The 17,470-nt window shown below is 66.1% G+C and carries 17 protein-coding genes; 5 read left to right on the top strand and 12 right to left on the bottom strand.

Translation table 11 applies throughout. The annotated features are described in order from the left end of the window. Positions 1–94: 94 nt before the first annotated feature. Positions 95–517 carry a hypothetical protein gene (locus tag QQ25_RS29725; protein ID WP_052235698.1) on the bottom strand — a complete coding sequence of 141 codons (423 nt, stop codon included), beginning with the start codon at positions 515–517 and terminating at the stop codon, positions 95–97. Positions 518–590: 73 nt separating this feature from the next. Beyond that, complete coding sequence (locus QQ25_RS29720; protein ID WP_052235697.1) at positions 591–2,384, bottom strand: alpha/beta hydrolase; 1,794 nt, start codon at positions 2,382–2,384, stop codon at positions 591–593. Positions 2,385–2,520: 136 nt separating this feature from the next. Here QQ25_RS29720 and QQ25_RS07205 point away from each other — a divergent pair, with 136 nt between their 5' ends. Further along, positions 2,521–3,162, top strand: a complete 642-nt coding sequence (locus QQ25_RS07205) for a TetR/AcrR family transcriptional regulator (RefSeq protein ID WP_234711866.1) — start codon at positions 2,521–2,523, stop codon at positions 3,160–3,162. An 8-nt stretch (positions 3,163–3,170) separates the two neighbouring features. Here the strand turns inward: QQ25_RS07205 and QQ25_RS07200 are convergent, their stop codons facing one another. After that, positions 3,171–4,052 carry an SDR family oxidoreductase gene (locus tag QQ25_RS07200; protein ID WP_039378081.1) on the bottom strand — a complete coding sequence of 294 codons (882 nt, stop codon included), beginning with the start codon at positions 4,050–4,052 and terminating at the stop codon, positions 3,171–3,173. Positions 4,053–4,128: 76 nt separating this feature from the next. Between QQ25_RS07200 and QQ25_RS07195 the strand changes: the two genes are divergently transcribed. Next, a complete protein-coding gene (locus tag QQ25_RS07195) occupies positions 4,129–4,689 on the top strand; it encodes a TetR family transcriptional regulator (protein ID WP_039378079.1) in 561 nt (186 codons plus the stop codon). A gap of 8 nt (positions 4,690–4,697) precedes the next feature. Here QQ25_RS07195 and QQ25_RS07190 read toward each other — a convergent pair whose 3' ends face one another. Both QQ25_RS07190 and QQ25_RS07185 read right to left on the bottom strand, forming a co-directional pair. Continuing rightward, entirely contained in the window at positions 4,698–5,954 is a 1,257-nt protein-coding gene (locus QQ25_RS07190) for a L,D-transpeptidase (protein WP_039378078.1), read from the bottom strand. A 125-nt stretch (positions 5,955–6,079) separates the two neighbouring features. Continuing rightward, positions 6,080–6,613, bottom strand: a complete 534-nt coding sequence (locus QQ25_RS07185; RefSeq protein WP_039378077.1) for an LOG family protein — start codon at positions 6,611–6,613, stop codon at positions 6,080–6,082. Positions 6,614–6,792: 179 nt separating this feature from the next. Here QQ25_RS07185 and QQ25_RS07180 point away from each other — a divergent pair, with 179 nt between their 5' ends. Further along, a complete protein-coding gene (locus tag QQ25_RS07180; RefSeq protein WP_039315243.1) occupies positions 6,793–8,427 on the top strand; it encodes a peptide chain release factor 3 in 1,635 nt (544 codons plus the stop codon). A gap of 42 nt (positions 8,428–8,469) precedes the next feature. On the opposite strand, the gene QQ25_RS07175 is transcribed toward QQ25_RS07180, so the two are convergent. Together QQ25_RS07175 and QQ25_RS07170 are read right to left on the bottom strand one after the other, a co-directional pair. Beyond that, a complete protein-coding gene (locus QQ25_RS07175; protein WP_039315240.1) occupies positions 8,470–8,736 on the bottom strand; it encodes a hypothetical protein in 267 nt (88 codons plus the stop codon). Between the two features lie 93 nt (positions 8,737–8,829). Continuing rightward, entirely contained in the window at positions 8,830–9,510 is a 681-nt protein-coding gene (locus QQ25_RS07170) for an LpqN/LpqT family lipoprotein (RefSeq protein WP_052235696.1), read from the bottom strand. Positions 9,511–9,728: 218 nt separating this feature from the next. Here QQ25_RS07170 and QQ25_RS07165 point away from each other — a divergent pair, with 218 nt between their 5' ends. Further along, positions 9,729–10,097 carry a hypothetical protein gene (locus QQ25_RS07165; protein WP_131546122.1) on the top strand — a complete coding sequence of 123 codons (369 nt, stop codon included), beginning with the start codon at positions 9,729–9,731 and terminating at the stop codon, positions 10,095–10,097. Between the two features lie 6 nt (positions 10,098–10,103). On the opposite strand, the gene cax is transcribed toward QQ25_RS07165, so the two are convergent. The 5 genes from cax to QQ25_RS07140 form a co-directional block, all read right to left on the bottom strand. Next, positions 10,104–11,180, bottom strand: coding sequence for a calcium/proton exchanger (gene cax, locus QQ25_RS07160; protein WP_039378583.1), 1,077 nt, complete (start codon positions 11,178–11,180; stop codon positions 10,104–10,106). A 189-nt stretch (positions 11,181–11,369) separates the two neighbouring features. Beyond that, on the bottom strand, positions 11,370–13,685 hold the full coding sequence (locus QQ25_RS07155; protein ID WP_039378075.1) for an esterase-like activity of phytase family protein: 2,316 nt from the start codon (positions 13,683–13,685) through the stop codon (positions 11,370–11,372). Positions 13,686–13,782: 97 nt separating this feature from the next. Continuing rightward, positions 13,783–14,181, bottom strand: a complete 399-nt coding sequence (locus QQ25_RS07150) for a hypothetical protein (protein ID WP_039378074.1) — start codon at positions 14,179–14,181, stop codon at positions 13,783–13,785. Between the two features lie 72 nt (positions 14,182–14,253). Further along, a complete protein-coding gene (locus QQ25_RS07145; RefSeq protein ID WP_039378072.1) occupies positions 14,254–15,213 on the bottom strand; it encodes a mechanosensitive ion channel family protein in 960 nt (319 codons plus the stop codon). Positions 15,214–15,335: 122 nt separating this feature from the next. Beyond that, positions 15,336–15,986, bottom strand: a complete 651-nt coding sequence (locus tag QQ25_RS07140; protein ID WP_039378071.1) for an NUDIX hydrolase — start codon at positions 15,984–15,986, stop codon at positions 15,336–15,338. 67 nt (positions 15,987–16,053) lie between these two features. Between QQ25_RS07140 and QQ25_RS07135 the strand changes: the two genes are divergently transcribed. Beyond that, on the top strand, positions 16,054–17,466 hold the full coding sequence (locus QQ25_RS07135; protein WP_039378069.1) for an ADP-ribosylglycohydrolase family protein: 1,413 nt from the start codon (positions 16,054–16,056) through the stop codon (positions 17,464–17,466). Positions 17,467–17,470: the final 4 nt, after the last annotated feature.

Below are 17,470 nucleotides of genomic sequence, written 5' to 3'. Positions count from 1 at the left end.
GCGCACCAATTCGGTTAACAATTTCGCCGCAAAATGTATAGCTGAGCTTGGTATATGCCTTGTTCAGCGCATCCCAGCGAACTCGAGCTCCGCGCTAGGCCGCACCCGAGATGTTCAGCGCCCAGAACACCAGCGCGTTGATGGCTACGAGGCTCAGCAACGAGATCGCGAAGGCGCGTCCCCACCAGTGTCTGGGTGCGGCGAACGGCAAGATCACGGCACAGAAGAGGCTCAATGGCACGGAGATGAGAATGCCGAAGACGATCCCGTAGCCGTGCGGATCGGTGGCCGGGTTCGTGTCGAAGGCCGAGCTCAACATCGCGTAGACGATCAGCGCCCAGAACACCACTGCGCCGCCGCCGATGACTGCTACGAAGCACCGGATGGCCAGCATGGTTTGGTAGTGCCGCTTGGCTGCGGATGACTGCTGAACGTAGGCCGCTGGTGGTGCATACGTGTGGGGCCCGTAGTGGTCCACCCACTCGTGCGGGTATTCCTCTGGCGCTCGGTCCTCCACGGCAACCCCCCGGTTCGGTGTCTCACCAGGATATGAGCGGAACCGTGGGCCGATGAGCACCTATTTTCGATCCTCAGACAGCCACCAGGACAGCTTGCCCGGCCAACGGTTCGTACACCGCGTACTGGAACAGGGCGTCGAGGAGTGGCCCCACCAGGCCGTCCCACGGAGTCGCCTGCACCGGGTCGCCGGAGGCGAACGGCAGCACCACCGCGGTGGCCCTACCCGACGGGGTCGGGATCTCGATGCTCTGGTGCGGTTCACCGCCGACGCCGTTGTCGGTGCCGTGGTACATGTCGTTGATCCAGCCGGCTGCAATCGATTTCGCCGCTTCGGTGTTCTGCGGTTGCGAGAAGCCGGCGATGACATACTCGGCGAACTGCAAGATGACGTTGCCGCCCTGCATTCCGTCGATGTGCCGTCCGCCGACCAGCATGACGCCGTTGAACTCCCCGGGGCGGGCCGCCTGCAGTTCGTCGCCGACGGTGCCGTCGTTGTTCCACACGTAGCGTTCCGACGAAATGAGCAGTACCGGACGGTAATTGGTGCCGCTCAGGGCTTCCAGCACTTCGGGCATGTCGGCGTGGGTATCCACCGCATCGAGCAGGACCACTCCGGCAAGGTCATCGACCGCGCCGTTTTCGGCCATGCGTCCAGCGGCACCGGTCACCAGCATTCCGCCCAGGGAGTGGCCGACGAGGACGAACTTCGACGGCAGCGCGACGGGGTGGCCTGCCGCCGCACTGGCGCTCGCGGTCAGTTCGGCCCGGTCGCCGGCGAACAGGTCGGCGACCGACTGCTGCATCGGCTCTCCGCCGATCCATTCGCCGCCTGGGTCGAACAGGTTCGACGACAACGTCGGGACGACGACGATGCTGTTGGTCTCCTCGGCCAGGTACGCCGCGGTGTAGCTGTACATCGGGCCGGTGGCCATGAACCCGTGCTGCAGGTAGATGACGCCGGTGGCGGACTCCGCGTCTTCCGGGAAATACCAGTCGGCCCGCACGGTCTGGCTGGTTCCGGGCATGGTCAACGTCGAGGTCCGGACCGTGACGGTACTGCCGGGCGGGAGCGCCGGCGGGCCCGAGAACACCTGCAGCGCAGCGCCGACCACGTTGAACACCAATGAGCCGACGATGTTGACCAGCGGTACCGAACTCTGCTCGGTCGCGGGTGTCCTGACCGCTGCGGCCAAGTGTGCGATCGGTCGCGGGGCTTGGGCAACCGACACCCGGTCAGCGATATCGGCGAGCACGGTGTGACTCTGCGCGGCGATCCGGTCGGTGACCGTGTTCAGTTGCGCCAGCGGCGCCTTCGCCGCCACCGGCTGGGTGATGGCGTGGATCGCGTCGGCGACGACCGGTGCCGCCCCCTCGGTCGCGGTGGTGTCGGCGAGTGTGGGAACCTCGGGAGCGTCCCGTTTCGTCGCGGACTTGGGACGCGGAAGTGCTTGTGCAGCCCTGAGATTCGGCGTGCGATCGATGACGTCGGCGACCGCGGTGCGCGCCTTGTCGGCGATGCCCTCGACCAGGTCTCGGACACCGGCGGGCGTCGGCAATGACTCGAATCGGGACTCGGGCGAGGGCTCGGTTGACGGCTTGGGCGAGGACAGCCGCGGACGTGCACGCATCGGTGCGTCGTCAACCCGGCGCGGCTTCTCACTACGCGGGCCGACGCGGGCAGGCTTGTCGCGTCGCGCCGACGAACTGTCAGAGTCGTTGGCGGACTGCGTAGTTGCGTTCCCACTGCCGGGGTCGGCGTGCGCCGTCGTCGTCGTGATGGCGATCAACCCCATCCACAGCGCGACCACCAGCGCGCCCCACCCCGTCATCAGTACCGCATTGATCGCACGCCCCCGTTTGGTCACGCAGGCACGCTAACCGGCGCGGTCAGCGGAGCGCAGGGAAATAGAACAAATCTCCGGAAACGTTTCTTTAATGTCCAGGTCGCTGCGCCCGTCGGGCATACTGAAGCCCCATTACGCAGCCGAGCAGGACAGTCGATTGTCAGCACCAGAACGCCGACCCCGTGGGCGCCCGGTCGGCGGCGGCAACAGCGCCGAGCAGGCTCGCGAGGTGTTGATGGATGCCGCCGAGCACCTGTTCATCACCCGCGGGCACCGGGCCTCGACGATGGAGGTCATCGCCCACGAGGCGGGCTATTCGCGTACCGCGATCTACCGGCAGTTCGCCAACCGCAACGAGTTGATCGCGGCCATGGTGCAGCGCACCACCCAGCGGCACATGTCCTCGATCCTGACGCGCATGCCCGAGGGCGCCGGCGCGATCGACCTCCTGGTCGAGAGCATGGTCATCGTCGCCACCGAGCTGGTCGCCGATCCGCTGCTCAACACCATCGCCGACCAAACGCCCGACGGCACCATCGCCTCGTTGATCGCCAAGGACTCTGATCTGACGGCACTGGTGACCGCCACGGTCGAGGGCATCATCGCCGACGGCGCCACCCAGTTCCGGCCCGGTGTGCACCCGAACGATTTGGCGCAGTTCATCATTGCGACCGCGCTGAGCTTCCTGGTGACGGCCGTGCCGGTGGGCAACGACCCCGCGGTGGCGCGGGGCTACATCGAGACGTTCGTCCTGCCGGCCATCGTGGAGAAGCCGCCACCGCCGCGTCGGGTGTTCTGAGAAGACGCTCAGTCGAAGTAGTGCCCGCGGTCGAGGTCCTCGAGCAGACCGACTTCAGATGGCTGCCAACCGAATCGCCTGCGCGTCAGCGCACTGGACGTCGGGACGTCGAGCCCGAACATGCCGCCGATCCAGCCGAAGTGTTCGAAGGCCTGTTCAGCCGGGACCGAGGTCACCGGCAGTCCGAGATGGCGGCCGATCGACGTCGCGATGTCGCGGCCCGCGATGCCCTCTTCGGCCACCGCATGCAGGACCGTCCCCGTCGGCGCCTGCTCGGCTGCCAGCCGGAACAGCGGGGCGGCGTCGAGGCGATGCACGGCCGGCCACCGGTTGGTGCCGTCACCGATGTAGGCCGAGACCCCTTTCTCCCGGGCGACCTGAATCAGCCGGGGCACGAACCCGTGATCGCCCTCGCCGTGCGTCGTCGGCGAGAGTCGCACGATCGAGGCTCGCACCCCCTTGTCGGCGAAGGCCAACACCGCGGGCTCAGAGTGCCGCGGCAGGCCGGGTCGAAACGCATCGTCCTCGGTAAGTACGCGGCCGGCGCTGTGCCCGGCGACTCCGGAGGTGACCACCAGCGGGCGATCCGAGCCCGCGAGGGTCGTGCCGAGCACCTCGATGGCGCGGCGGTCCAGTTCCCCGGCGTCGGCGAAGTTGTCGAAGTCGTGATGGAAGGCCAGGTGGATGACGCCATCGCTGGCGTCGGCCGCGGCCCGCAGGCTGTCGTGGTCGTTCAGATCGCCGCGATGGACGCGGGCTCCGGCCGCGCTGAGCGCGTCCGCCGAGGCGTCGGAGCGCGCCAGGCCGACGACCTCGTGTCCGTGGACAATGAGATCCCGAACCACGGCAGAGCCGACAAATCCCGATGCACCGGTGACGAAAACCTTCATGAATCCTCCTGATGTCAGTAACTGTCATCACTCGGAACGCGATGACAGTCGCTGACATTCCCTAGGATCAGATCTCATGAGCCGCTGGCAGCCCAACGCGAGCGACCGCCTGCAGGAGTCGGCCCTGCAGCTTTACTCCGAGCAGGGGTTCGACCAGACCACGGTCGCCGAAATCGCCGAGCGGGCCGGGCTGACCGAACGCACCTACTTCCGGTACTTCGCCGACAAGCGCGAGGCCCTGTTCGGCGGGCAGGCCATGCTCACCGAGCTCCTGGTCACCGCCATCGCCGACGCCCCGGCCGACGCGTCACCACTTGATGTCGTCGGTGCCGCACTGAGGGCTCTCGGCCCGATGTTCGACGGCCGGCGCGACCACGCCCTGCGGCGGCAGTCGGTCATCGACGCCAATCCCGCGCTTCAGGAGCGCGAACTGATCAAGCTCGCCACGCTGTCCACCGAGATGGCCGAGGCGCTGCGCGGCCGCGGCATCGGTGAGGGGCCCGCACAGTTGGCGGCCGAAACTGGCATGGCGGTGTTCAAGGTCGCGTTCGGTCGATGGGTGCACGACAGCACCGACGCCGGGCTGGCCGTCATCGTCACGTCGACACTGGACGAAATGAAAGCCCTCACCGCCTAGCAGGCCACTCAGTGCAGTGCGCTGCCCTTGACCCATTCGGTCCAGGGCACGGACCAGTCGCCGTTGTTGGTCGGCTTGAGCGGGTCGCCGCCGGTGTTGCGGATTTCGACGATGTCGCCGGGCACCGAGAAGTTGTAGAACCATTCGGCGTTCTCGCCGCTGAGGTTCAGGCAGCCGTGGCTGACGTTCTCCTTGCCTTGCGCCCAGATCGTCGAATTCAACTGGTGAAGGTAGATGCCGTCGATGCTGATGCGGGTGGCCCACGGGATGGTCGTCTTGTAGCCGAGCCGCGAATTGACCGGCAGGCCGTAGGTCGAGGAGTCCATGATCACCGGGTTGGCCTTGTCCATCACGGTGTAGATGCCGCGCGGCGTCCAGAAGCTCATCGTGGTGCCGCCGACGGTTTCGGTGCCGCCCATGCCCATCGAGGTCGGCATGGTGCGCACGAGCTTGCCGTTGTCGTAGACCCTGACCTGCTTGTCGGTGTCGTCGGCGATGGTGACGTGCGAGGCGCCGATGGTGAACGAGACCTTCTCGTCCTGGGCGCCATATAGATCGTCGCCGAGTTTGGCGCCGTAGATGCCGGCGTCGACGGTGACCTTCGTGCCCGGGGCGTAGTACTTCGCGGGGCGCCAGTGCGCGGTCTGGTCGTCGATCCACCTCCAGGCCCCGACGGCCTTGGGCTCGGTGGTGACCTTCATCCGCTTCTCCGCGGTGGCCTTGTCGGTGATCGGCTCGTCGAAGCGCGCGACGATCACCATGCCGACGCCGTAGGTGGCACCGTCCTGCAGTGGGGAGTAGTTGGTGCCGTTGAGGTAGACGCGGGCCTGGTAGCCGGGGGTGACGGTGGAGAACGTGGTGGTCTTGCGGGTCGGCATGCCGCCGGGGCCGCGCGCGTCGACCTTCAGCGTGTAGGTGCGGCCGTAGCCGAGCGTGCTCGTCGGCTTCCAGGTCTTGGCGTCGGGAGTGAGGACGCCCGGAATCTCCTTACCCGCATCGTTGACCATCGTCACGCGCGCCACGGTGCCGGTGTCGGCGGTGACCATGACCCGGGCCAGCGGGTCGACCTCGGCGTCGGGCTTGGGCGTGATGGTCAGCTTGGCCGGCTCGGTGGGCGACGGCTGCGGGACACCTTGTGGCGGCGCGGCCAACGTCTGGCAGTGCTCGGCGCAGTTCGGCAGGGCCGAAACAACGACGCCACCTGACACGGCCAGCACAGCAAGTGCGACCGCCAGGTAGGCACGGCGAACAGACGTCAATTTCACTCCAATGTGGTTCGGCGAAGGCCAGTTTGATCGGGGTCTCGATCGGTGGCTCAATGGTAGCCGGGGCGCCTATCCTTCGGCGCAACGCCTCTCGGATGTGGGCGAGTCGTGATGGCCGCGTTGCCTCAGACGGCGAAGCTTTGCAGGTACGTCATCGCCGCATCAGGTTCCTCCGTGACGTACACCAGATCGTCCAACGGCATGGGCAGGAAACCGTCCTGCTCCATGCGCCGCAGCTGGATCACCAGGCCGTCGTAGAAGCCCGCGGTATTCAGCAGCACCACGGGCTTGTCATGGCGTCGGTGCTTGCGCAGTTCCAGGATGTCGGTGGCTTCGTCGAGGGTGCCCAGTCCGCCGGCCATCACCACCAGCGCGTCCGAGCGCGCCAGCAGTGTGGCCTTGCGCTCGGCGAGGTCCGCAGTGATCACCATCTCGTCGGCGCCCGGTCTGGCGTGCGAGCGCAGAAACTCCACCGAGATCCCCACCAGCCGGCCGCCACTGTTCTGCACTCCATCGGCGACGACTTTCATCAGCCCTTTGTCGGAGCCGCCCCAGACCAGGGTGTGGCCGCCCTTGCCGAGGAGTTCGGCGAAGGTGCGTGCCGGTTCGGTGTAGCGCTCGTCGAGGTCGGCGGCGGAGAGGAAGACGCAGATGTTCATCAGGAACGATCATGCCCCGCTGCCCCGGAGTTTCGGGCGGTGACCACATGGGCCACATCAGCACCTCGGGGCGGAGGCATAGGTGACGTGGAAATGCAGTACCACCGGTAGTACCACTGCCGCATCCGCCCGCTCGATTACGGATTTGCCCCCAGACGCCCATACCATCGCTAGTCGAGATGACCGACAAAGCCCTCGACGAGGCCCTCGACGCCCCCGCCACCAACACCGCCCAAGCCGCCAAGATCTCGGCCGAGGCGGCCCGTCGCCGCACCTTCGCCGTCATCAGCCACCCTGACGCCGGTAAGTCGACGCTGACGGAGGCGCTCGCGCTGCACGCCCGGGTGATCACCGAGGCCGGCGCGATCCACGGCAAGGCGGGCCGGCGCTCCACGGTGTCGGACTGGATGGAGATGGAGAAGGCCCGCGGCATCTCGATCACCTCGACGGCGCTGCAGTTCCCGTACCGCGACTGCGTCATCAACCTGCTCGACACCCCCGGGCACGCCGACTTCTCCGAGGACACCTACCGCGTGCTGACCGCGGTGGACTGCGCGGTCATGCTGATCGACGCCGCGAAAGGCCTTGAGCCGCAGACCCTCAAGCTGTTCCAGGTGTGTAAGCACCGCGGGATCCCGATCATCACCGTGATCAACAAGTGGGACCGTCCCGGCCGGCACGCCCTGGAGCTGATGGACGAGATCCACGAGCGGATCGGGCTGCGGACCACTCCCCTGACCTGGCCGGTGGGTATCGCCGGGGATTTCAAGGGCGTGATGGATCGCCGGGCCGAGAAGTTCATCCGGTTCACCCGCACCGCGGGCGGGGCCACCGCCGCACCCGAGGAACACATCGCCGCCGCCGACGCGCATGCGGCCGCCGGGGACGACTGGGACACCGCGGTCGAAGAGTCCGAACTGTTGTCGATGGACGGATCCGACTACGACCGTGAGACCTTCCTATCCGGCGAGTCCTCCCCGGTGCTGTTCACCTCGGCCGCGTTGAACTTCGGGGTGAACCAGCTGCTCGACGTCCTGGTCGAGTTGGCGCCGGCACCCAGCGGGTCGGTCGACGTCGACGGGAACCGCCGCGCGGTGCAGTCCCCGTTCAGCGCGTTCGTGTTCAAGGTGCAGGCCGGTATGGACTCGTCGCACCGCGATCGCATCGCCTACGCACGCGTGGTCTCTGGCACGTTCGAGCGCGGCGACGTGCTCACCCATGCCGCCACCGGCAAGCCGTTCGTCACCAAGTACGCGCAGTCGGTGTTCGGACAGCAGCGCTCGACGCTCGACGACGCGTGGCCCGGCGATGTGATCGGGCTGGCCAACGCCGCGGCGCTGCGCCCCGGTGACACGCTGTACCGCGACATCCCGGTGGTGTACCCGCCGATTCCGAGCTTCTCCCCCGAGCATTTCGCGGTGGCCCGTGGTACCGATCCCAGCAAGCACAAGCAGTTCCGCAAGGGGATCGAGCAGCTCGAGCAGGAGGGCGTCGTTCAGGTGCTGCGCTCGGACAAGCGCGGTGAGCAGGCGCCGGTGTTCGCCGCCGTCGGGCCGATGCAGTTCGAGGTGGCCGCCCACCGGATGGCCACCGAACTCAGCGCGCCGATCTCGCTGGAGAACCTGCCGTATCAGGTCGCGCGGGTGGTCCGCCCTGAGGACGCCGACTTCGTGAATCGTCAGGTGTCGGCCGAGGTGCTGACGCGCAGCGACGGCGTCATGCTCGTGCTGTTCTCGACGCCGTGGCGGCTGGAGGGATTCCAGCGTGACAACCCCGACATCAAGCTCGGGTCGCTGGTGGCCGCGGAAGGGTAAGCGCGGTCCCGTTGCGGTGAGCCTCCGTTGGAGCAGTGCGATCTAGATTGCCGTCCCCCGGTTTGTCGGCGGCGGCGGGATGAACAATAAATCGTCGTGCTCCTGCCGCCGACACTGATCGGCGAATGAGATCGCCGACCTCGGATCGTCGCTGAACGACCGGTAATACGCCTCGGAGATCTTGTAATACTCCGTGTAGTCGGCGATCCGCACGCTGACGGGGATCGAGAGAAAATGACATCCGGTGGTCGATTCGATGCCGAGCGAGAACCAATGCTCACGAAAGACATGTGTCGTCTCGAATTTCATCGCCGAAACCAACTCTCGCAGTCCGGATCAAACGTCGCGAATCGTCAGCACCGGGGCCCACATACGTAAACCCCTGGAGCACAACGGATTACATCACGGCGCGCCGCGTTCAGGCGGGAGCACCTGGAACCCATCCAGCAGAGTTTTGGCGTCGTGCTGATACGTCGGACTGTCCGGGTCGGTTGTCTGCACGGTCGCGGTGACCAAGTACTGGTGGCCGCGGACGATGGTGGGCACCGACAACACGGTCACCGCACGAGTGTGCGCCCCGGGGCCAGTCGGACCAGCCGTGAACGTGATGGTCTCGGCGGGCAGTCCGCAGACCGTCGCCGGCTCGGCTGCGAGGTCCTTCGCACCCGCCAACTTCACCAGGTTGGCGTGTTGTTGCGTGAAAATGGTCTGAACGTCGGCCTTGGGGGCATCCTCCAGCGTGACCACGATATTGGGCGCGAACTGATTAGCCGCGAGATCGGTGTTTACCAGGACGAACCGGATAACTTCGCTGTCGAGTTTGGTGCTGCGGTTCCATCCCGCCGCTTGCGGGACCCGCAGTTGCGGCTCCGCAGCGCTTCGTGCCGGTATGTCGAGCAACGGCCCGTCGAAGTGCGCGCAGGCGTTCGGATCTCCGATGGCATCACCCACGGGAGCGGTCGGTATCCCCGCGGCCGGCACCTTGTCTTTGAAGATGTCCTCGATCGACACGGGTTCCTCGCTGCTGCACGCCGACAGCGACACGACGGTAACGAGCAACGCTGCGGCGCGGCGCATCTCCATGACCAATTTCCCGTCTCCCTGCCGCCATCTGCCAGCACCCCTGGCTATGAGTCCACGGGCGGGATCAACCGTCTCGGTCGCAGTTTGGCGATCTCCCTGGAACTCTAACGGCCGGCCACCCATCGCCATGACGGGAAATTCCCTGACAGCCGCTCGACCTGTTCGATCTGCCCAGATTTGTGCAGGTTGCCCGGTGGCACGGCCAGTATCGTGAGTCGATGGCAGACCCAGCACCACCCGCCGGTGCCCGCAACAGCGGCAAGCAGTGGGCGTGGTTCGCCGGGTTGCTCAGCGTCATGGTCGTTCTGGGGTTCGTGGTGGCCGTCGTGATGATGTTGCCGCTGGCCATGGCAACCGACCCCTGTCACGAAGGCGTCACCGACAAGGTGTGCCAACTGTCCGCGGCAGGCCAGAACGTGCTCGTGTGGATTCCGTGGATGTGTCTGGTGGCCGGCACCGTCCTGGCCGTCGCGGGTGCCGCGGTGGCCGAACGGCGTAAGTGGACACCGCTGATCGGCATCCCCGTCGGAGTCCTCGGGTATGTCGCGATGATCCCGATCGGCTACTGGTTGGCGTTCGCCGTCTAGAACTGTCTAGCCCCACCAGAACGAGGCGGCGATGATGCAGTACAGCGCGATCAGCGACGCCCCCTCCAACCACGTCGATTCGCCGTCGAAGGCGATGATCGCCGCCAGGACAACCGCGACCAGCAGGGCGACGATCAACATCGGCCCGAACACCAGGGTCAGCGATGCCAACCCGAAGATCTGGCTCACCAATACGAGCACCGGGGCCAGCACCAGGGCGATCTGGATCGGGCTGTTCAGGATGATCGAAAAGGCGTACTCGGACTGGTTTTTGGCGGCCAGTTGCACACCGACGACGTTCTCCACCGCATTGCCCGCGATGGCCACGATCACCAGACCGGCGAAGGCCTGTGAAATTCCCAGCGAGTCCATCGCGGGTTCCAGTGCGTCGACAAACCAGTCCGATACGAACGCCGCCGCTGCGCCGGCGATGGCCAGCATGCCGATCGCCAAGCCCACGGGCCACCGAGGTGCCTCTTTATCCGGTTGCGGCACAGGCTCAGTGGTCTTGTCTTTGTCGCGGCTCAGCGAGTACGGCAGCGACAGGGCGAACAGCACCAGCAGCACGACCGACACGATCATCGAGAAGGTCACTTCGTGTTCGGAGGCGGGGGCGTGCACCTCGTGGGCGATCGATGGGATCGCCATCGCGGTGACCGACAAGACCATCAGTACCAGGATCGTCCGGACCTGCGCGGAGCCCAGCTTCTGCGGGCCATGCCGCAGCCCGCCGACCAGGAACGCCAGACCCAACACCAGCAGCAGATTCGCCAGGATGGAACCGATCAGCGCCGCTCGCACCACATCGACCAAGCCGGCCTTCAGCGCGAAGATGCAGATGAACAGTTCGGGCAGATTGCCGAGCGCGGACTGCAGCACCCCGGTGGCGCCGGGACCGAACCGGTCACCGAGCTGGTCGACGGCCAACCCGACAACCGAGGCCAACACGGTGACTGCCAGCGCACTGACGACGAAGCCGACGAGATGTGGCCAGCCGCCGTAATGAGATAGCCCCGCCACCACGCAGATGGCCAGGCCACCGAAGATCAACAGCTTGTCGGATCGGATGAGCGCCGTCCTCATGCGGGCCATCATGACACGTCAACGGCTACATGTTGACGTTGAAACCCAGATCGACGTCGGATTCGCTCCCGGGGGCAATGTCGCGTTAGAGACCCTGTGGCGAATGTGTAGCTTTTCCAGCCATTTTCGGCGATTTTTCACGAAAGGCTACACATTCGTCACAGTGCCCAGAAACGGACACGCCCCGGTCTAACCCCTCAGCGCTTCGGTAACCGGGCCGAGGTCGAGGAACACGGTTTCGCCGTTGGCGTCGTCGAGCCCGTCGTTGTCGGTAACCACGTACAGGCGCTGGTTGCCGGCGATCGCGACGCCCTCGACCTTCTCCTGCACGTAACCGTTGGTGGCCTGCAGATCTGGCACCAGGTTGCGGGCCGATGTCTTCGGCAGGATGCGCGGCTTGTCGGACGCCGCCGTCACCCCGCCGCGATCGGGGACCGCCACCCGGTACAGCGCCTTCACGCGCGCGTCAGGCCCGTTCAGCTTGTCGCGTTCGAGGACCAGCAATTCACCTTTGTGGACCGAGATTTCGGAGATGCCGATCCAGTCGTCCTTGGTGCCGGTCGAGTCTAACTGGTAGCCGAACCATTCCCACTTGTCTCCGTCCGGGGTGTAGCGCCCGATCCGGACGACGCCCTTCGGGTCGGATTTGAGTTCGCGCTGCAGCGCCACCCAGACCGAGTTGCCATCGACGGCAACGCCTTCGAAGCCTTGGCTGCCAAGTTGGGCCGCAACGTCGTTGGGTAGCGGGACGCGCTTTTCGATCTTGTCGGTTCTGTCGACGTAGACCAGCTCGTTGCCGGGCCCCTCTTCGCCTTCCACGGCCAGGACGAAGCCGCCCTCGGGGCGGGCAGAAATGCCCTCGATGTCGAGGGTGACAGGCTTGCCGTCTTCGGTGATCGGCAGCGCGGTGTCGATCAGCGCCGGTTTCTGTGCCACGTCTACGCCGAGGATGCGCGCCGGACCGTAGGCGCTGTCGGTGGCGGTGTAGAGCCGGTTGGGGTCCTTCGGGTCGGCAGAGAGCGCGCCGAGCGCGCCCCATCCGATCGGTGCACCGTCGATGTCGGCCGAGACGATGGACGGAAAGTCCGGTTTGCCTGAGCCGGCGAATGATTCGCCATAGCCGTAGAGATTGACCGAGGCCCGCACGCGGGCCTCGGCGTCGTCAGACTCGGACGAGACGGCCAGCAGATTGCGCGACGGGATGGGCAGGACGCCTTCCGGCCCGGGGGTGGTCGGCAGGATCTGCCGGAACGCGGGCGCCTTGGGGTCGCTGACGTCGTAGACGGCGACGAAATTGCTGCGCTCCGAGGCGATCAGCGCGGTGGGACGGCCGCCAATGTTGGTGATGGCCAGGCCTTCCGGCTCCGGCCCCTTGGATTCCGCGCGGTCCTCGATGTGCAGGCCGGTGCGTACCGCGAGTTGTTCGACGGAGTTGCCGGCGTCCCAGGTGACCTCGCCCGTGCCCGCGTCGAAGATCGTCCAGCCGCGGGTGCCGCCCTTCCAGTCGCCTTCGTTGGCGGTGGCGAAGTGATCATCACCGATCCAGCCGATGGCATCGGGTTCGCGCGGGGTATCCGTGATCGAGCCGGTCTGGTCGATCGCATCGTCCTCTTTGGTGTCGATGCCTTGCACGGATTGGCTTCCGGCGCTGAAGATTCTCTGCACCGTGCCCGTGCGGCCGTCGATGACGGCGATGCCGTTGTTCTCTTGCAGTGTCACCGCGACCTGGCCGCGGGAGTTGATGCTGACGTACTCGGGTTCGAGGTCCTCAGGGGTGTCGAGGCCGGCTTTTCGTGCCGCTTCTACGTCGAAGTCCACCTTGCGGGGCTTCCAGGTATTCGGTGCGCCGTTCAGATCGATGAGTTGCACGAACCCGGTCGGCGGCTGAGGGAGGTAACCTTCCTCCTTGCCGGGCGGCGTGAACTCCTCGTTGCGCTGGTTCTCCATGGCGATCGCGGCGAAGGTGCCGTCGGGGCTGATGGCGATCGAGTCGGGCTGGCCGCCCAGGTCGATGCTGTGCACACGGGTGCGATCGTTGACTCGGACGATGTCGACGCGCCCGGTGGGATGCGCGAAGTCACCACCGGTGGTGTCGACGACAACGAGGACGTGGTCTTTCACTGCGGCCACCGACGTGGGCTGGTCGTCTTTGTGGCCTAGTTCAGCCAGCGAAAGCGTGCCTGTGCCAATCGGTTTGGCGGGGTCCTTGATGTCGACGAAGCCGATGCGTTTGGCGGCGGCGTCTGTGTAGATCAAGGTGTTGCCGTCGGGGGTGACGGTGGAGATCTCGGCGACGGTCTCCTTGTCCACCGGGTCCTCGGCAGGTTTGTTGAGATACACCGGGTAGGTGGCCGTGCGGTGGTAGCGGTCCGCGTCGGGCAGGTTCCAGTCGATCGGCGAGTTTGCCTTCGGGGTCTCCCCTGGCTTCTTGTCCGCGGTGGAGCAGCCCGCCAGGATCAGCGTTGCCGCCGTGGTCACAGCCGCAGCCGCTCTCGCCCGTTTCATTCGCCACCCTCTTCAGTTGTGTCGGTGCGTCGAACGAGCTTGGCCTGCACAGGTGACGTGAAGGGATTTCACAGGTGAACGGACGGCGCCGCGACGGTTACAGCGGCGCTGAGAGCGGGCCCAGCGCCTGGCACTGCGGGGCGATCTCCGCGATGCCCATCCAGCCGCCGCATCCCCGGCCGGTGGCCACATAGGTCGCGCCGGGCCGGTAGGGCGTCAGCACCTGCGCCGGTTGGGTTCCCCTGCCCTGATTGCACTGCACCGCCGAGGCGTTGTCCTGACGTTGCACGCACGCCACGCTGAATCGGGGGTTTGCCGGTGCTCCGCATGCGTCCGGGGAGACGGTCACGCTGACCATATCGCCGCCGTCGACGTGAACGACGGCCGGCGACGACAGCGCGAAAGTACACGGCGGCGCCGGCTCGGCATGGGCGGGTGTCGCGATGACGCCCGCGATTACGATCCCTGAGAACAGCACCACAATGGCCCTGGTCATGTGGGAATGATAGTTCAGGGGCGGTGCTGTCGGGGCCCAAATGCACATGTCAGGGGCCAAATCAACCAGCAGCTACTCCGCGCTTTGACCCCCGACGACGGCGTGAATGCGGCCCTGCGGGTAGGGCAGGTTGATTCCATTTTCGTCGTAGGCCCGCAGGATTTCCCGGCGGAGCTTGCGCTGCACCGACCACTGCGCGTTCGGCCGGGTCTTCAGCGTCATCCGCAACGTGAGCTGGTCCGCCGCCAGCGACTGCACACCGAGCATCTCCGGTTCTCCGATGACCTTGCCGGCCATCTTCGGATCGGCGATGACTTCATGGGCCGCTTCGACGGCGACCTCCTCGGCGCGGTCCACATCCGCGGTCAACGCGACCGGGACCTCGACCCGGGCCACCGCGTAATCCTGGCTCATGTTCCCGACGCGGGCGATCTCGCCGTTGCGCACGTACCAGAGGGTGCCGTCGATGTCGCGAACGGTGGTGATCCGCAGTCCGACGCTCTGCACTTCGCCGGACACCTCCCCCAGGTCGACGTTGTCGCCGACGCCGTATTGGTCCTCCAGCAACATGAATACGCCGGTGACGAAATCGCGCACGAGGTTCTGCGCGCCGAAGCCGATGGCGAGGCCGACGACACCGGCGGAGGCGATGAACGGCGCGATGTTCACCCCGAGCACGCTGAGGATCGCCAGCACAACCCACACCAGCAGCACGATGGATGTGGTGGACTTCAGTACCGACCCGATGGTCTGGGCCCGCTGCTGGCGACGTTCGGCCGCCCGGATGCCGTTCGTCGCTGCCGAGGCCCGGTCTCGCAGATGGCGAAGTAACGGAGGTTTTTTCGCTTGCCCCTCAAGTTCTCCGCTAACGGATTTTTTACGCCTGCCAGTGGTCGCGCGGTCGATCATGCGGTGCAGCAAAAACCGAATGATTAGCGCCACAACGATGTACGCGACGACCCGAACGGGAACCTCGATCAGCCAGTGCCGATTGGTATCTGTCCATTCGAAAGCCAGGTTGTACACAGCCATATTTTCGACCGTACGGCAGAACTGACGTGGGCGTCGAATGAATGCAGGCTGCTCACGGTTGCCGGTGAGCAATTCGACTATGCAGAAGGAGAATTCACGCGCAGGGCATATTGCGATTCACATCACGCTCGGCGAAACAGCTCGGCGGGCCGCCCACGACCACCGGTGGCGAACTCGCCCGTCGGCTCGAGGTGCCGCTCCATCGCACGTCGGAAATTGTCGCGCTGCAACTCGCGCCCGGCGACCGCCTCATGGACCAGCCGTAGGTCCCGCAACGTGAATTCATCCCCCAGCAAACGGTCAGGGTCGGGGCTGGCACGGTAGTGCGCGCGCACGTCGGCGACGGCCAGCTCGATGATCTTGTCGTGGTCGTACACCAAGCGACCAGGCGGCTCCACCGACACCAGCCGGGTGGTTTCAGCGGACCGGGTGGCCACCCGGTCGGGCGGGACGACGGCGACGTGCGCGACGGACAACACCCACCCCCGGTCGTCACGATCGGGGGCATCGAACACATGGAGTTGCCGCGGGTCCAGACCGTGGACGTTGGCCTTGTCCGCCAGGGACCGCCTGACGGCGTCGGCGAGGATCTCGCCCTTCTGCAGGAACGTGCCGGGCAGCGCCCAATTGCGGCTACGGGGACGTCGGACCTGCAACACCGCCAGTCCGAGATCAGGATCGACCGTCAGCACCGCCGTATCGACCGCGACCGAGGGGCGCGGGTAGTCCTCCAGCCTCTTTTGGCTGGTGTCTCGATACGCGTTCTTGTCCATGTCAGAGCCTGAGCGTACAGTCAGTCATCAATTAGCGCGATATCGCGCAAAAGATCGGAGGGGCTCGATGGCATCACTAAATGACCGGGTTGAGGGCGTTCTGCTGGGCACCGCGGCCGGGGACGCGCTGGGTGCGCCGTACGAGTTTCAGCCGCCTCGCGGGCGCGAGTTGCCGGTGGAGATGGTCGGCGGCGGGGGTTGGGAGCCCGGCGAATGGACCGACGACACCGCCATGGCGATCGCGATCGCCGAAGTCGCGGCCACCGGTGCCGATGTGCGCGACGCTGCCGCACAGGACGCGATCGTCGCCCGCTGGTACGAATGGTCTTTGGGTGCCAAGGATGTGGGCATCCAGACCCGGCAGGTGCTGAATATGGCGGCGGACGGCGGCATTTCGGCGAGCCGCGCTCGTACAGCGGCCGAGGCCGTACATCGGCAGACCGGACGCAGCGGCGGAAATGGCTCGCTGATGCGGACGGCTCCGGTCGCGCTGGCCTACCTCGACGACGAGGAGGCCATGGTGGAGGCTGCGCGGGCGATCAGCGGGCTCACTCATTACGATCCCGACGCCGCCGATGCGGCCGTGCTGTGGTGCTGCGCGATCCGGCACGCGGTGCTGACGACCAAGCTCGATGTGCGAATCGGATTGGACCACATCGGTTCTGACCGTCGGAAGTTGTGGTCTGAGCGGATCGAGCACGCCGAGGCCAGCCGACCGGCGGATATCCCGAACAACGGCTGGGTGGTGGCGGCGTTCCAGGCGGCCTGGTCCGCCATCAGCAGCACCGCAGCGGATGGCTTTGGGCCCGAACATCTTCACCGCGGGCTCGATGCCGCGGTGCGGGCGGGCTTTGATACCGACACCGTGGCCGCGATCGCCGGCGGGCTGCTCGGTGCGGCATACGGTGCGTCTGCCGTGCCGTTGGACTGGCGCCACCTGCTGCACGGCTGGCCGGGCATCACTGCCCGAGATCTCGTGGGTCTGGCGACGGCGATCGAGCGCAAGGAGCCGGTTTCTGACCCTGACTATTCTTGGTCCCAGGCCAACGTCTTCACCCATCACCCACATGACCGGCAGGTTCTGCTCGGCAGCGTGAGCGCGTTGCGTCGGTTGCCTGCCGAGTTCGACGCCGTCGTCTCGCTGTGCCGTATCCCGGAACACCTTGTGCCCGAGGGTATGCCGCATGTGGAGGTGCGGCTGATCGACAAGGTCGATCCCGACGAGAACCCGCATCTGGATTTCGTGCTGTTAGAGGCGGCCCGTGCGGTCGAGCAGCTGCGCGCGCAGGGGCGCACGGTGTTGCTGCATTGCGTCGAGTCCTACAGCCGCACGCCGACGGTGGCAGCGCTCTATGGTGCGCACGTCGCAGGTATCGGCACTGAGCAGGCGTTAGACGAGGTGCTCAACGCGTTGCCGGAGGCGAACCCGAACCCGGTGTTTCGGGAGGCGTTGGCACGGTTGGCAAGTGGGCTTCCCTGATATC

It is taken from the genome of Mycolicibacterium setense (genome assembly GCF_000805385.1).
GTDB lineage: Bacteria > Actinomycetota > Actinomycetes > Mycobacteriales > Mycobacteriaceae > Mycobacterium > Mycobacterium setense.
The sequence above is the reverse complement of the archived record's forward strand: the minus strand, read 5'-3'. Positions and strand labels throughout refer to the sequence as shown.